This is a genomic window from Veillonellales bacterium (genome assembly GCA_039680175.1).
Classification (GTDB): Bacteria; Bacillota; Negativicutes; order JAAYSF01; family JAAYSF01; genus JBDKTO01.
This window is the reverse complement of sequence record JBDKTO010000074.1, coordinates 178,873-193,587: the sequence shown is the minus strand read 5'-3', so window position 1 is coordinate 193,587 and position 14,715 is coordinate 178,873. Positions and strand designations below refer to the sequence as shown.

Below are 14,715 nucleotides of genomic sequence, written 5' to 3'. Positions count from 1 at the left end.
GCTTGCTTCCCCAAGTATGCTATGACCAATAGTACGGTGAAGTTATTGAGCGTATTCAGCATGCGCTCTTTCTAAAATGATTTGTTGAACTTTTTTTAAAGCGATCTGATGAGTTTCCGCAACCTTTTTACAATCTTCATATTCCGGTGTAATATTACAAATACGTCCTTGATAGCGACTTACTTTTGCCCGTACCAAACCCCAGGGAGATTCAACACTCACCACTTCACGGAATGCCGTAGTTCGCGCCACCTGGGAATAACGAATCCCAATGGTAGACGTTTCACGAAATAATAATTCGGTAACTGCAGGTAATTGATGACTCTGTATCATAACGGAAAACAAGACTGCCGGACGGCTTTTTTTCATAATGACCGGGGTCATCCATACATCCAGAGCACCGGCCGCAAATAGCTTATCCATTACAAAACCATAAATTTGCGGATTTAAATCATCAATATTCGCTTCGACAATCATTACTTCATTACTTGCTTGCTGCTGCATCGTCCCGTAGTGCATTCGCAGCACATTGGGAATGTCCAACTCCCAGGTACCGGCGCCGTAGCCAATGGCATCGGTAGAAAATTGTTCAGGCATAAGACCAAATTCGGAATCTAGAGCAGTAATAATCGCTGCGCCGGTAGGGGTTACCAGTTCTTTTTCAATCTTGCCGGCATAATAAGGAACCTTTTTTAGAAGTTCTGCTGTAGCGGGTGCCGGAACAGGCATCATGCCATGGCTGCACTGAATAAACCCGCTGCCAACCTGGAGTTTTGAGACATAAATTTTTTCAATGCCCAAATAATGAAACCCTATCATCGTTCCTACGATATCGATAATGGCGTCAACCGCTCCCACTTCATGAAAGTGGATGTGATCAATGCCGGTACCATGAACTTTTGCTTCTGCTTCTGCCAATCGCAGAAAGATTTTTTTGCTATTTTCTTTGATCGTTAGTTCCAGGGAAGAATTGTCAATAATGTCGATAATGTCTGGCAGATGACGGTGATAATGGTGATGATGAGCTAATTGAACATCAACATAATTTGCACTGATACCCGATTTTTCCACTCGTTGAATCACTAAATCATACCCTGTTAACTGAAGTTTTGCCAATTCGCTGCGTAAATAATTTTCCGGCACACCAACGTCAAGTAAAGATCCCAGCAGCATATTACCGCTAATCCCGGCAAAACAGTCCAAATAGAGTGCACGCATTAATTTATTACCTCATTCCATTTATTATGCTGGCCAGACGCCCGGCGCCAAAGCCATTGTCAATATTAACAACGGCAATGCCGGCGGCGCAGCTGTTTAACATGCTTAGCAGTGCTGATAATCCGCCGAAATTTGCTCCGTAACCAACACTGGTGGGAACGGCAATCACCGGTTTTGCCACCATGCCGCCGACAACGCTTGCCAGAGCACCTTCCATGCCGGCTACAACAATCAGCACATTGGCTTGCTGCATAATTTCCTGCTGTGCCAATAAGCGATGAATTCCCGCCACTCCTACGTCATAAACCCGTTTTACTTTATTTCCCATTATTTCAGCAGTAATAGCCGCCTCTTCCGCTACCGGAATGTCACTGGTACCGGCGGTCATAACAAGAATAACCCGTTCCTCATTCATGTTCAGTTTTTCCCGCTGTACGAGAATTAAACGAGCGAGTTCATAATATTGGGCATCAGGAATCGTTTTTAGCACTGCTTCATACATTTCATGAGTCGCCCGAGTGGCCAAACAATTTTTATTTTGTGTAGCCAGATGGTTCATAATCTGAGCTACTTGATCAATGGTTTTCCCCTGACAAAAGACTACTTCCGGAAAACCTTGGCGAATCATGCGATGATGATCAATTTTGGCAAACTGTAAATCCTCATACGGTAATAATTTTAGCTTGTCGACTGCTGCATCTAAAGCCAGACTACCGGAACGGTAATCTTCTAATATTTTTGTTACGTGGTCAATATCCATAGTATCCTCCCTAAAATAATATATCCAATTAAGTTTCGCTTAAGTAAATTTTCCCTCTCTCTTCTGTCCTTTTATAATATTTTACATAAAAATGAAAAATCCTGTTGTCTTTTCAATTTTGTAGCTGTAAAAAGGATTTTCCCTTAGCTGCTTGAATTATTATATAAAATAATGCAATCATGAAGATTGCGAATCATGCACATGAAGTGTAAAGCTATTAAACGGGCTCTCGTTTGCATAGCTTTTTTTGTTTTGTAAAAATACAGTATAAGGAGAATTTTGTCTATGCGCAAACACTTATTGCGGGCTGCCATACTTGCCGGGTTGCTGGTAAGTTCCCCGACAGCTTTCGCCGAAGAAACTCCCAGTTTTAATTTTGAAGAAATTGTCATTCAGGCCGATTCTTATCAGACACCGGTGGATAGCAGCACAGTAAATGTAAAAGTTGTCAGTCCGGGGAAAGCATCCACGATTCCCGAAATATTGCGATTTTCCGCCGGAATCGATATTCAGGAGCGCTCCATTGCCGGCGACAACCAGGACGGCACCGTAAAATTGCGGGGCTATGACGCCCGCCGCTTTACGGTCATGCTGAACGGTCGTCCAATTAATACCGCCGGCGTCATGGGCGGCCAGTATATTGACTGGACCACCATTCCCCTGAATACGGTGGAAAAGATTCAGATTGTAAAAGGCGGCAAATTAGCCAGCGATGGCAATACTCTGGGCGGCACCATTAATATTATCACCAAAAGCAAAGGTGCCGACGGAGGAGAAATCAATATTCTCGGCGGCAGCAACGGCCGCTATGACTATATGTTCCAGTACAACGGCAATGTCGACAAGCTGCATTATCAAATCACCACGGATAAAACCGGCGCCGATGCTTATCTGCGGAATAACGACTACGACGCCGATCAGTACGGCCTGCGGCTGAACTACGATGTAACCGCAAAAGACAATCTGGAATTCGGCGTAAACCATACGAAAAGCCGCCGGGGTTATATTATTGCCAATACTCCCGGTTCTGCCAATTATGATCCTTCCTATCCGGTCAGTTCTGGTGACGGGATCTCTCCGGGAATACAAGGAATCAATTTGTATCCCGGCTCTTATTGGGACAAAACGAACAATTACTACGACTTTACCTATCATCACCAGACAACAGACGGCCAATGGGCTCTGGCCTATTGGCGCAATGACGAACGGCGCCATGAAATCATTAAAAATCAAGCCGGTGCCGTTACATTAGACCGAACCATTATCAGTGATAAATCGGATAGCTTTAAATTCAGCGGCGATAAAACAGTCAACGGTTCCAAATATGGCTATGGCCTGGAATACAAACAACTGCGTTACGGCTATGGCTGGTATGATACACGTCCGGTTAATGGGTCGGATATTTATCCGTCGCAAAAAATCAATTTATTTGGTGCCTATATAGATGACACCTGGCAGCTTGATAAACGCTGGACCGGTTATGTTGGTCTTCGCTATGACCAATTTGACGGCAGCAAAGATGACACCCAGCATGCGGATAATTTTGTAACCGACCAAAAGTACAACAGTTTATCGCCTAAATTCAACTTTTCTTTCCGTAATAATAAAGATACTACCACATTTCTGTCTGTCAACCGCCTGTGGCGATCTCCTTCCATGGCTGAGTTTTACTGGTGGGCGCAAAATTACAATACAGCAGCCAGTTGGGCCGGTCCTAATCCCGGCTATCATCATGGATTAAAACCGGAATCCGGCTACAGCTATGAAATCGGCAGTCAGCACCGCTTTAGCGGCAACTACACCAGCAAGCTGACCTTTTACTATCAGGACATCAATGACTATATCAACTTTGCCCACAATTACCCTTACTATTGCTACAACATTGATCAGGCTAAAATCTGGGGGGCAGAATGGGAAAATGACATCAAACTGGATGCCCATAATAGTCTGATCCTGAACTACACCAACGAGCATGCCACCCAAAATGATAAAGATCTAGATTACCGTCCTCATCATAAAGCCAATTTATCATACCTGTATGACGCCAAGCCCTGGCAGGCCGAATATACGGTTAGTTTTGCCGGCAAGCAGAGCGACAGCACTTCCGGCACGGTCAAGAATTTAGGCGGCTATACCATTCACAACTTCTCCCTGACGCGTCAGCTGGACGAACAGCGCTCAGTCAGTTTTTATGTGGATAATATCTTCGACCGGCAATACGTGGAAGAAATCGGCTACCCCATGCCTGGCCGTTCTTACTATGTCAGCTTTAAGCAAAAGATTTAATGACTTCTTGTTTTTACAGGAGGATTCCATGTCAATTGTAAAAATCGTTTACGGCGGCTTTTTTATTGCCTTGGGCGTTGTACTTCCCATCGGCTTTCATGTGTTACAGTTAGGCGGCTCCATCTTCCTGCCCATGCATCTTCCTGTATTGCTGGCCGGATTTATCTTAGGCTGCCGCTACGGAATGCTGGTAGGCGTACTGACCCCGCTGCTGAGTCACCTGCTTACCGGCATGCCGCCCCTGTCACCGCCTGTTTTGCCGGTCATGCTTCCCGAACTGGCCTGTTATGGCTTTACTGCTGGTATCCTGTACCACAATGGACGGAATATGTATATCGCCCTCATTGGCGCAATGCTGGCCGGCAGAACCGCTGCCGGGGCAGCCGTCTATCTGGCCACTTTGTTTCTCGGGTTTCATGTGCCGGTATGGGCTTACCTTTCCGGCGGAATCCTGCAAGGGATTCCGGGAATAGTTATCCAATTATTCCTTATTCCCATTCTGGTGAAAGCCTGGGAAAAATACAAACAGAAAGGTGTAAATTATGGATCATAAAACTTTCTTCAATAATCTGGCGGATAATTGGGATCATATGCCTCAGCCGGATCAAGAAAAACTGACGCATATTGTTTCACAGCTGCAAATTCACCCCGGACAAACCGTGCTTGATATTGGTACCGGCACAGGCATCATGCTGCCTTTTTTACGGGGAAAAATCGGTTCGGCCGGAACTTTAATTGCCGTCGACATCGCGGAAAAAATGATAGCCAAGGCCAGTAAGAAGTTCCCCAAGCTGGCACAGTTTCAAATAGCCGATGTCACTGCACTGCCGTTTCAAAGTAAAACTTTTGATAAAATTGTCTGCTACTCCGCCTTTCCCCACTTTCCTGAAAAAATAATAGCGCTAAAGGAAATGGCCCGAGTATTGAAAAATGATGGAGCAATTTTTATCGCCCATAGCGAAGGCCGGGAACATATCAATCATTTTCATCATAGTTTAAAAAGTTTTGTGGCAAAAGACCATCTCCCCGCTGACAACGAGATGCGCCGTTTGGGGGAATCAGCCGGATTACAGGCAAGCTTTATCGAAAATAATCAAGAATATTATATACTTCGGTTTAATAAAATCCCCCTTCACTTATAAATATTCCAATACGCTATTAGTAAAGAGCATCCCAAATTAAAACATGGGGATGCTCTTTATTATTCTCGAAAAATTATCGCAAATGACTATGGGTATGACGCTGATGCTCTGACGCCTGCCCACCTTGCATCAAATGATTCAGCTTTTGCTCGTCCGCGCCGACTTCCTGAAACGGCTTGCGGCGCATACGATGCATCAGAGCCAGTCCGACAATCTCTTCCACATGACTCGGCTCTACCTGCCGGCACCCGTTTAATGCGGCTAAAGCCTTGGCAGCCTTAAGCATGACTAAATCGGCCCGGTGGCCGTCAACTTCCATATGAATGGCAATGTCGGCAATATGGTATAAAATATCGTCAGTCACTTCCACATGGGGCAATAATTGCTGAGCGGCCAGTATGTTCGCTCTCAGATCATTTTGCTCCTTATCCCATAATTGGGCAAAAATTTTCGCATCTTCCTCAAAGGCGGTCCGGCGCTTGACAACCTCTACCCGCTGGTCGATGTCGCCAATACCGCCGATCGTAACACACAGTCCAAATCGATCCAAAAGCTGAGGCCGTAATTCTCCTTCTTCCGGATTCATCGTGCCGACAAGAATAAACTGAGCCGGATGGGAAAAAGATACGCCTTCCCGTTCTACCGTATTTACCCCCATTGCCGCGGCGTCAAGCAATACGTCGACAATATGGTCATCCAGTAAATTTACTTCATCGACATAAAGAATTCCCCGGTTCGCTTCCGCCAGCACACCCGGCTCAAATTTTTTCTCACCGTGTTTAATGGCATATTCAATATCCAGAGTACCTACCACCCGATCTTCCGTTGCCGAGACCGGCAAATTGACTACCCGCATTGGCCGTTTCGCTCTTGGCAGCGTTTTCCCTGCTTCATAGCGTTGGTGGCATTGCGGACAAAGCATCTGGGGCTGATCGGGATTACAACTAAAAGGACAATCAGCGACCACCTCGATTTCCGGCAGCAATTCTGCCAAGGCACGTACTGCCGTTGATTTGGCCGTTCCTTTTTCGCCTCGAATCAAAATACCGGAAAGACGCGGATTAATTACATTCAATAGCAATCCCTGTTTCATTTGTTCCTGACCAACAATGGCAGCAAAGGGATATACTGCCGGTTTATGATTATGCATACTATTTTCCTCCACCATAAATCTCTTAACTTAATAAAGCTCCTCTTACTAAACCTGCCAGATTGTCCGCTCTTAACTGATCGATGGTATAACATTCTCCTCCCAGATGACGGGCAAGTTCCTGGGCCAATCCAAAAGAAAGCAGTCCTTTTTTTTCCGTATCAACCACCAGACACTTTGCTTCCAGTTCATCCCGCAGCATTTCTGCCGTTTGATACGCTTCGGCCAGCGGTTTCCCGCCGTTCAAGGCCACATTCGCCCTACCGTCGGATAAAAGTACAACAATCGGCCGCATATGGGGACTTCGCTTTTGGTGCTGCATGACTACTTCATAAGCTTTACCAATTCCTGCAGTCAAAGGAGTTTTTCCACCTATCGGCAATTCAGCCAACCGCTTCTGTGCTAGTTCAACACTATTGGTCGGCGGTAATATCACTTCCGCATGGTCTTCCTTAAAGGCAATCATCCCTACCCTGTCCCGCTTTTGATAGGCATCAAGCAGCAGGGACAGAATCGCTCCTTTTGTTTCAATCATCCGCTGCCTGGCTCCCATGGAGCCGCTGGCATCAACAACAAATAAGATAAAGTTGCCGATTCGCTTTTCCCGGATTTTTTCACGGATATCGGCAGTTTCTATCGCAATCGCCACACCAGGAGAGGAACGGCTGATTTGAAACGGCGCCGCTGCCCGGATGGTCGCGTCAATCGCAAAATCATTTCGCTCCCTGCGGCCGGTGCTTTTTACATAGCGGCCCATACTGGAATCAGTCTGGGTGCGGGACCGGCGGCCTGATCCCCGCCGCGCCTTGCGATCCTGTTTGTAAGTAATCCTTGTTACCGCAAAAGGTTTTCCTACGGCAAATACAACTTCGGTCGAAGGCTTTGCACCGCTGCCGGAGTTTTCTCCTTCCTGGCGGCTGGTTTCCCGCTGGTCGGAAGATTTGCTGTTTTCCTGCGGATCACTGGGCGGTTTCCGGTTTTGTTTTTCCGGCTCGCCTTGCTCTTGCTGTTTTTCCGGCTGCTGCTCAGTCTGAGGAGTTTGATTTTCTTCCGGCGGCTGCCGAAGACGATGGGCCAATACCAAGGGCGCCATATCGTCGATATCCTTCCGGGTAACCTCAAGGTGGTCCCGCCAGGCCGCGAGAGTTTTTGCGGCCTTCGACAGCACAATATCGCCACGCAGTCCTGCCGCAAAGGCCTCAGAACAAAGCTGACCAATATACCGGTATAAAGCCTGAGGAAGATGGACTTGGGGCAATATTTGCTGCGCTTGTTTTATACGCGCCCTTAGTAATTTCTGTTCGACAGCGAATCGGGCGCAAAAGCCCGCAGGATCTAATTCGAATTCTTCCCGTCGCTTCATAATCGCAACCCGGGCCTGTCTGTCGACAATTCCCTGCACATCCACACACAAAGCAAACCGATCCAGTAATTGTGGCCGCAGATCGCCTTCTTCCGGATTCATTGTTCCCACCAAAATAAATTCGGCGGGGTGGGAAAAACTGATTCCTTCCCGCTCGACCGCATTGATTCCGCAGCCTGCCGTTGACAATAGAACATCTACAATATGATCATCCAAAAGATTGACTTCATCGATATAGATAATTCCCCGGTTCGCTTCCCCTAACAGTCCGGGAGAAAAGGCCATATGCCCCCCCTTGATGGCCTGCTCAAAATCGATGCTGCCTACCACCCGGTCTTCCGTAGCCGATACCGGAAGGTCAACAAGCGGAACAGGCATCGTTGCAATAGATAGCTGCTGTTTCCGGCTCCGGCACTGCTTGCAGGCTTTATCGAAATTCAACGGATCACAGTGGTAGGGGCAATCACTGACAACCGTTATATCCGGCAAAAGCTGAACCAAAGCACGAACTGCCGTTGATTTTGCCGTTCCCTTTTCACCGCGTATCAATAGACCGCCCAGCCGGGGATTCACTGCATGAAGCAGCAACCCCAGCTGCAAGGTTTCCTGGCCGATTAAGGCGGAAAAAGGATATATCATTCGCTGCTGTTTATTTATTGGGTTCAAGATATCGCCTCAATTCCGGCAAACCGTCTCCGCCATACCGGCCTGCATTCCGCTATTTAGAATTTGTGGGTAAGCTGCAAGCTGTAAGAACGATCCGGCGCCACATAGGTATTATAATATTGACGATTAAACAGGTTATTCACACCAAAAGTAACTGTGTTCCTGCTGTCCCACTGATATGCCACGCTGGTATTGGCAATAAAATAGGGATCGCGGGAGCCATATACATTGTTCACTATATCGGTATTTCCATCCGTTGTATAACGCTTGCTGACATAGCTGCCTGACAGATTGGCCCGCCATTTATTTTTCTGATAATCAACGCCAAAATTCAGCATCTGTTCCGGTGCGTTCTGTACCAGTTTGCCTTCCGATGCCGGAACAGCCGGATTGCTGCTGATCGTAGCCCGTTGGTATGTATAATTGAAGAAGCCGGACCAATTGGCAGTAAACTGACGGCTGATTTCCAACTCTACTCCGTTGGTAGAACCTTCACCGGCATTTTGTTGTTTCTTTAGAGTAGGACTTAATGTCTGCTGATAGATAATGTTGGTAATATCATTATGGAAATAGGCCGCACTGATATTTGTTTTTTCATTGATTTTTTTATTCCAGCCCAGTTCAATGCTGGTAACCTTCTGTGGTTTTAAATCCGGATTACCCTCATAATGTGTAGTCACCCCGCCGGAAATCGAATCATATGACCGGTACATGGTGTAAAGATCGGGTGCCTGGAAGGATTTCCCCCATGATAAGTGCAGATTAGACTTGTCCGCCATTGTGTACTGCAAAGCAATTTTCGGACTGAATGCCGAATCACTGCGATCGGAATAATATGTAGGAGATTTCACGCCGTTGCGGTTGTCCTGATTCATACCGTCATAACTTTTCCAGGAATCATACCGGGCCCCCAGGGTTAAGCTTAGCTTGTCATTCATTTTATGCTCATTCTGTCCAAAAATTCCGAGCGTCCGGGAACGACCCTCTGCCTGGGAATAAGGATAAGTGCCGGTTATGCTGCTATGATTAAACAAATTGCTAAGATAGCTTTCCTGGTTGTGAATCCAGTCATTCCGGTAATTGATGCCGATAACGCTCCTGTCTTTTGCTGTAGGCTGCAATTCCTGCTGCACATCCACATTCCAGCGGCGGCTGGGAGCATCGGAAATATGGCCGGTTCCACCGTTTATCGATTGAGCCGAGCCGATATACCATTCATGCAATACATCATTCACTCCGATATTCATCGTCAATCCCGAACCTTGATCCCTGTAGCCTAAAGCATATACATTGCTTTCTTCACCGCCCGGTAAACCCAGCAGGCTTTTGTTAGTTGCTTTTCCTGACAAATAATAGTGATACGCCTCATATCCATAATCATATTTGTTATGCATCACATCAAATATCAGCTTGCGTTTATCGGAAATATCATAGGCCAGCTTACCGTTCCAGTTGTCCTGAGTCCAATTATTGTCGCCCGTATCGCCAATAATGTAAACTTTTTTACCATTCTTATCCGTTGAAGGCGTACCGGGCGGAGCCGTATTTGTTATTAAAGAAGTAGGATATCCGTCGGTTGTCTTTTTTTCATAGTCAAAGCGGTAACTCCACTTTTCACTTAATTTATCACTGACACCCACACGCCGAACCCAGGTATTATCGGACTCATACCGGGCCGATACCTGAGCCTGGCTCTTTTGCGGACTCTTAGTAATGATATTGATAACGCCGCCCATAGCATTGCTGCCATATAAAGCCGAGGCCGAACCTTTCACCACTTCGATGCGTTCAACACTTTCAACCGGAATAGCCGACCAGCTTACCAGTCCATTATATGCCTGATTCAACGGTTGTCCATCCAATAATACCAAAGTGGAACCAGCTCCATTAAATCCACGCAGAGAAATATTATTGGACGTTACCCCGGATGACAGTCCTTTCGGCCGGTAATCATATACTCCCGCCGCCCGGACTAAAGCCTGATCCACCGTAGTTACATTCATCTTTTTAAGTTCTTCCGCCGTAATTACCGTCACACTGGCCGGTACATCTTTGACCGGTTGAGCAATTTTTGTAGCGGTGACTACTACCGTATCCAAATCATAAGCAGGTGCTTCTTCGGCATATGCCACTGTAAAAACTGTACTTGAACTTAAGATCAAAGATAAAATAATTGCTGCTTGCAGATTTTTTCGTTTTCTTTTGGTTTTCATCGCTGTAACCTCCTCAATTTATCCTGCTGTTATTTTCCCAGCTTGGCTTTCCAGGCAGGCACATCATCGGCAGTTATCACATCCACCGATCCTCCTTGGAATTCACCTGTCACCTCCCCCATACGCTCCTCCAGCCAGCCTTCTGCTTCCATATAGGTTTCCTGCAATTCTTGCAGCACTGCCGGATCGGCCTGCCATAAACCGCGCTCCGCCGCTTCCAGCAGGCGCCGGTTGATTTCCTCCATAGCCCAAGGGTTATTCTCCCCAAACCATTGCCGCATGTCATCATCCAGCACATAGGTTTTGGCCACATCGTCAAAAATCCAATCATCCACTGCACCGGTTGTTGCTTCCCAGCCATAAATGTGGGCGATCCTTTTTGCCATATCGCCCGCGCCTTTGTAGCCATGGCGCTTCATGCTTTCCATCCAGGCCGGATTTAAAATTTTTACTCTGACAATATTTGTGATTTCATCCGACAGCGTAGTCACCGCCGGCCGTTCCGGATCACGGGTATCGCCGAAATAGGTTTGCACCTCATGGCTATTGAGCGTGCGGGCTGCTGCCGTAAACCCGCCATAATAAGAAAACTGACAACAGCAGCCAAAAATGTCGTACTCATCGGTCGCCGCTTTATTATACGTAAGGTCAACAGTAGAAAGCTGGTGCTTAAACTGACCGACTGCCGCCTGTCCCCCTCTTTTTTTGCCGTAAGCATAACCGCTCCAGGCAATAAAAATATCCGACAGATCTTGTTCCGTCTTCCAGGCGGAAGCATGTACCGCTAAATTGACACCGGCGCCGTAGGTATTGGGACGGCTGCCGAAAATGCGGGCCGTCGCTTGTTCCCAGGATTCCTTCGAGTCATTTTCCAAGTGCTCCAGCGTATGCTTGCGAACATAGTTCTGCTCAACCGGCTCATCCAGCGCCGCTACCGCTTGTATCGCTTCATCCAAATAATCTACAATACCCGGGAAGCAGTCCCGGGTCACACCCCCGATCCGCAGCGTAACATCAACCCGCGGTCGTCCCAATTCTTGCAGGGATAGGATGCGGAATCCTTTGACCCGTCCCCCGTCGGCCCAGTGCGGCTCTACTCCCAGCAATGCCAATATCTGCGCAACCTGCTCGCCGTCTGTCCACATGCAATCCGTAGCAAACAGCACCATGCCGCAATTCTCCGGCAGCCGGCCGGTATCGGCTTCATGTTTGGCCAGAAGCCCGTCTGCCAGCTTTTGACCGATCTTCCAGGCTGCCTGCGTCGGGATTTTTTCCGGGTCGGCGCTGTAAAAGTTCCGGCCCGTCGGCAGAATATCGGCCCGGCCTCTGGTAATCAGGCCGGAAGGCCCGGCCGGTAAATAGCTGCCGGCAAAGCCCTGCAGCAAACTGTCCATTTCCCTGGATGCCGTAAACCCGGCATCAATTTTTTTAACTTTATCCAGCCAGTATTGCAATTGCTCCGAATTCACCGGTTGTACAAAATGATCCCCCATAATCCTGCGTACTGCTGCCGGCAGGTCAATGTCCGAACCATCGTTTACCGCCGATTTTCCTGTTATTTTTATGGTCATAAATTCCCGAATCAACTCTTTCTCATATTGACTCACAGTATTGAGCAGTTCCCCGTACGTTTTGCCATACGCAACCTTCCATACCTGAGGCGTATCCAGCATCTGATCGTAATCCAGCCCCATTAGGCGAGCAACCGCTCTGCTTAGATTTCCTTGCTCGCCGGTGTCATGTTTCAGTACGGCCCGGATGAAATTCACCCGTCGCTCACCTTGGGGAATATCATCAAAAATGTGCATACCATCCTGATGCATCCTGCTTTTGATTTGCGTAATCAAACCATGCAGTTTCTCCACGAATACATCTGTCTCACACTTTTCTCCAGCGTCCAACAGTTTAGCTTCCTGGGCTTTTTCTCTCAGCAGGTGTTCCAATTCATGACTGCGAGCCGGATCCGTCTGCTTTGTTTTACCATATTCGGCCAGCATATTTTCGATTTCCGCCAGTTGTCCATACGTCTCCGCTTCCACCATAACCGTCTGCATATGTCCTACAAGGGCAGCGTAACTTCGTCGTTTGGCAATCGTTCCTTCCGGCGGATTATCCGTGTTGTAGATATAAAGATGGGGAATTGTACCAAGGGTCAGTTCCGGGTAGCAGGACTCCGACAAACCTACGGATTTTCCCGGTAAAAACTCTAAATTGCCGTGAGTTCCTACGTGTACCAGAATATCCGCTCCCCAGATGTCTTCCAAATAACGATAGGTAGCTACATATTGATGGGTAGGCGGACATTCCGGATCATGGAGAATTTTACAGACCTGCCCGTCGCACCGAGCCCCGGCACAGCCTCTTTTCGGCTGACAGCAAACTACCGCATTGCCATATTCCACACCGGTAATTAAAATTTTGCCATTATAGACCATTGCGGCGGGAACGCCGTCTTTTTCCTCCCCCGGCGGGTTTCCCCAAGTTTCAATCATGGCAGTCTGTACCTTGGCCGGAAATTGATCAAACCACTGCCGGTAATCCTCTGTACTTAAATATTTCAGAACCCCGCCTTTGGCAGCGATTTCTTCCACCGGCGTCCAGCGAAAGTCGGAAATAGCCTTGGTTTCCATAATTCGATTAATCAGTTCCTGGCCGGAAGTCGGCAGATTATCAATACAATATCCTGCCTGCTTCATAGCAGACAGAATACGAGATACACTTTCCAGTGAGTCCAAATTAGCCGCTCCGCCTACCCCTAATTCCACCCCATGGCAGGGGCTATTATGCAAAATGAATGCCACCTTCCGTTCTGCCGGTTTTTTATGTCTGAGAGCAATCCATTTTTCCGTCCGACGGCATAAATAACGGATTCGCTGAGGAATCGGCCGATAATACTCCAAAGTTCCACTGTCCGCTTGCTTTTGCACCCGATTGACCGATCCGATCACTATGGGTTCAATTATACCGCTGCACTCCGGCATCCCCACCGACATAACCATAGTTGACCCCGGTATGCCATAAGGATCGGCACGCCATTCCTCTTCCGTCTTATTGTAAGTCAGCATGGCTTTCAGAACCGGCACATCCAACTGCCGCAAAAGGGTATCACCGATGGCGGCGGCCGTCTTATCCCCGCCTCCATCCTGCGTCACAAAAAAATAGGATTGCAGATAAATCAAGGCATCAATAACCGGCTTACCGTCCACCATAAAATAGTTTTCTGCCGCATAAGCATTGTCTTGCGCACCGGTTTCAACATTCTTCCTGCCGGTGCTGAAGGCGGGCAGCACATTATATCCGTCCTGTTCGAACCGGCTGACAATCGCGTCAACGACCTCCGTATTATGATTCAGCCACAAGTTGCGATAATACAGCACGCCTACCGTCGGCCGACCCGGCCGATAAGCCGGACAATGTTCCCTATAGTCGGCTGCGCTGCTGTATAATTGCTCAACGCCCGGATAACTGATGCCCTGCCAAGCTACTTCTTCCGGTGGCTGAACCATCACATCCCGGCCTGCCAGTTCTCGCAAAATATATAACAAAGCATTTTCACCGTTACTTTTCCCGCCTAACGTCAAATATTGCTGTACCGTTAAAGCGATCTCCGCTTTTACCGTATTGCAGGCAATCAATCCCGGCACAAACCCGAAAGCAATGGAAGGTTTTTGCCCGGCTATCGCTGCAACCGACTCCGCTATAGAATCCCAGGTACTCCCGGCAGTCGGAAACAGCAGCAGCACATCCGCTTGATTTCTTAAATAGTCTAAGAATTTTTCCCGGTAATCGGGGTCCGCCAAATCATGGGTGCTGCACATGTTAAGTTCTATTTCTTCGACAGCATCCACGGCCTCGGTTAGAGTCGGCATATAACTCGCCCACATAATTGAACCGATTTTCATCCTTTTCCTCCTATA

At 47.7% G+C, this 14,715-nt stretch carries 9 protein-coding genes; 3 read left to right on the top strand and 6 right to left on the bottom strand.

What is annotated here, in order from left to right:
* Positions 1-42: 42 nt before the first annotated feature.
* The gene (gene larC, locus ABFC84_12785; GenBank protein MEN6413612.1) at positions 43-1,218 is read right to left on the bottom strand and encodes a nickel pincer cofactor biosynthesis protein LarC; all 1,176 of its coding nucleotides are present in this window, start codon (positions 1,216-1,218) and stop codon (positions 43-45) included.
* Between the two features lie 7 nt (positions 1,219-1,225).
* A complete protein-coding gene (larB, locus tag ABFC84_12780; protein MEN6413611.1) occupies positions 1,226-1,978 on the bottom strand; it encodes a nickel pincer cofactor biosynthesis protein LarB in 753 nt (250 codons plus the stop codon).
* 285 nt (positions 1,979-2,263) lie between these two features.
* Here larB and ABFC84_12775 point away from each other — a divergent pair, with 285 nt between their 5' ends.
* Genes ABFC84_12775 through ABFC84_12765 form a run of 3 tightly spaced genes read left to right on the top strand, consistent with a single transcriptional unit; the run spans position 2,264 to position 5,406 of the window.
* On the top strand, positions 2,264-4,264 hold the full coding sequence (locus ABFC84_12775; protein MEN6413610.1) for a TonB-dependent receptor: 2,001 nt from the start codon (positions 2,264-2,266) through the stop codon (positions 4,262-4,264).
* A 28-nt stretch (positions 4,265-4,292) separates the two neighbouring features.
* A complete protein-coding gene (locus ABFC84_12770; GenBank protein ID MEN6413609.1) occupies positions 4,293-4,817 on the top strand; it encodes an ECF transporter S component in 525 nt (174 codons plus the stop codon).
* On the top strand, positions 4,807-5,406 hold the full coding sequence (locus tag ABFC84_12765; protein MEN6413608.1) for a class I SAM-dependent methyltransferase: 600 nt from the start codon (positions 4,807-4,809) through the stop codon (positions 5,404-5,406). The genes ABFC84_12770 and ABFC84_12765 overlap by 11 nt, the downstream gene beginning before the upstream one ends.
* A gap of 73 nt (positions 5,407-5,479) precedes the next feature.
* Here ABFC84_12765 and ABFC84_12760 read toward each other — a convergent pair whose 3' ends face one another.
* Genes ABFC84_12760 through cobN form a run of 4 tightly spaced genes read right to left on the bottom strand, consistent with a single transcriptional unit; the run spans position 5,480 to position 14,700 of the window.
* Positions 5,480-6,556: an ATP-binding protein gene (locus tag ABFC84_12760; protein MEN6413607.1), complete on the bottom strand. Its 1,077-nt coding sequence runs from the start codon at positions 6,554-6,556 to the stop codon at positions 5,480-5,482.
* 25 nt (positions 6,557-6,581) lie between these two features.
* Positions 6,582-8,585: a putative cobaltochelatase gene (locus ABFC84_12755; GenBank protein ID MEN6413606.1), complete on the bottom strand. Its 2,004-nt coding sequence runs from the start codon at positions 8,583-8,585 to the stop codon at positions 6,582-6,584.
* Positions 8,586-8,641: 56 nt separating this feature from the next.
* The gene (locus ABFC84_12750) at positions 8,642-10,798 is read right to left on the bottom strand and encodes a TonB-dependent receptor (GenBank protein MEN6413605.1); all 2,157 of its coding nucleotides are present in this window, start codon (positions 10,796-10,798) and stop codon (positions 8,642-8,644) included.
* A 29-nt stretch (positions 10,799-10,827) separates the two neighbouring features.
* Positions 10,828-14,700 carry a cobaltochelatase subunit CobN gene (cobN, locus tag ABFC84_12745; GenBank protein ID MEN6413604.1) on the bottom strand — a complete coding sequence of 1,291 codons (3,873 nt, stop codon included), beginning with the start codon at positions 14,698-14,700 and terminating at the stop codon, positions 10,828-10,830.
* Between the last annotated feature and the right edge of the window lie 15 nt (positions 14,701-14,715).